This window comes from Carnobacterium sp. (assembly GCF_032094055.1).
Taxonomy (GTDB): Bacteria; Bacillota; Bacilli; order Lactobacillales; family Carnobacteriaceae; genus Carnobacterium_A.
Genome location: NZ_DAMDAK010000011.1, coordinates 28,980 through 30,829 on the forward strand (window position 1 = coordinate 28,980; position 1,850 = coordinate 30,829).

General features: G+C 34.2%; 1 protein-coding gene. It reads left to right on the plus strand.

Annotated features, from left to right (window positions below; all coding sequences use genetic code 11):
* The first annotated feature begins 171 nt into the window (after positions 1-171).
* Positions 172-1,107, plus strand: coding sequence for an ArsR family transcriptional regulator (locus RT405_RS03075; protein WP_313467462.1), 936 nt, complete (start codon positions 172-174; stop codon positions 1,105-1,107).
* The last annotated feature ends 743 nt before the right edge of the window (positions 1,108-1,850 follow it).

Below are 1,850 nucleotides of genomic sequence, written 5' to 3' on the forward strand. Positions count from 1 at the left end.
TGAATTGTTTTAAAAACAAGTTCAATGTAAAAATACCATTCCATGTAAACGATGTCAATGTTGTTTTGGCTGTATTCCAAATATAACTTTACAGTTAAATAACATTGAGATATAATATGAATAACATTTAATTCGTAAACTAATGAGTTAATTAGAAAGTGAGGTTTTAATATGCAACTTGATTTAACTACTGAATCTAAGCTTGTCTTTCAGGCTCTATCTAGTGATACACGGCTAAAAATGATTCATTTTATTGGTAATCAAAAGAAAAGTGTCGGAGAAATTGCCGATAATTTACAAATCAGTAAAGCTATCACCACTCGTCATGTGCAACAGATGGAAGATTGTGGACTATTGGGTTCTGAACGTGGTGTTGGTAAAAATCATAATAGAAAAATGGTTTTTCTTAAGGTTGATGATATCCATATCTCCTTCCCTGAAAAAGTCTATCCAGAATTTCAATTGCATTCGACTGATTTGAAAATCGGACACTTTACAGACTTTTCAGTCAAACCGACTTGTGGATTAGCTACAGAAAAAGAAGTCGTTGGAAAATCTGATGATCCAAAATATTTCTTAGACACGAATCGTGTAGATGCGGCTTTATTGTGGTTTAGTGAAGGTTTTGTAGAATATAAGATTCCCAACTTGCTTCGTGAAGATGAATTACCCGAAATGCTTGAAATCAGTTTCGAGATTGCTTCAGAATTTCCAGTTTCAAATAATATATGGCCTAGTGATATTTCGATTTTTGTCAACGATATCAAAGTAGCTACCTATACCGTTCCTGGTAATTTCTCAGATATTCGTGGACGCTATACACCAGGTTGGTGGAATGACCGTTTCAGTCAATACGGCTTATTAAAACATATACGTATCAATAAGCTAGATACCGGAATCGATGGAGAAAAATACTCACCAGTTACTATCGACGATTTACATTTACAAGATCATTCTTTATTGAAATTACGGTTTGAAGTTGAAGAAAACGCGAAAAACAAAGGAGGTCTCACCTTGTTTGGACAAGGTTTTGGTAACCATGATCAAAATATTTTGATCAACACCTATTACTTAAAGAAGACAGTAAAAAAATCTGAAAACAACTGATTTTCTCCATAGCTATTATTATCAGACTTCTTTAGTATTCTAATTGTTTTTGTTAAACTCATTTACAGGGAAAATTATCCTCTATGATTATATTTAAGAATAAAATCTATAATTGTATTGTAACGGCTTTCCTCATTTTTCGTTCATTTGAAAAAGATGAGGATCATTCGGATTTGAAAGCTCTTATCTACTTACCACCAAAAATTTTACACTGATTACTTTCTCTAGCGCTTTCAGATTTATTGATTTATTTTGTTTCCCTATCACTAGTGTTGTATTAAAAGTAAATTGATTGATTCTTTTTATAGATTAAGATCTTTTAAAAGTGTGCTTTTCGGTCATGTCTGAAAAAGCCTTACTTAATGGAATAAAGACTGTTGAGCGCCATATACACAAAAACAGCCCCGAAAAACAGATTGTTCATCTGCCTTTTGGGGCTGCTTTCTCATTATCCTATAGAATGTGTGCTTGATTTGTAAGCAAAATACTGTGTTTTTTCAACTGAACGATTGGAAGCCCTTCGCACTCTGAATTGAGCTGCATGACCCAGATACTTGGCAATTTAGACTACTTTAAGGATCAACATTCGCTATGCTTATCTTGTACTGTTCGACTTCTACGCTGCGCTCCGCATACCATATCTGTAAGCAGCTAAAGCTGCAACAGCTTCGGCATAAACTGCTAAAGCAGTAAGTCTCTCAGCAATGCGCGGGATGCTCTTGCTTGTAAAATCCCTAAAATTG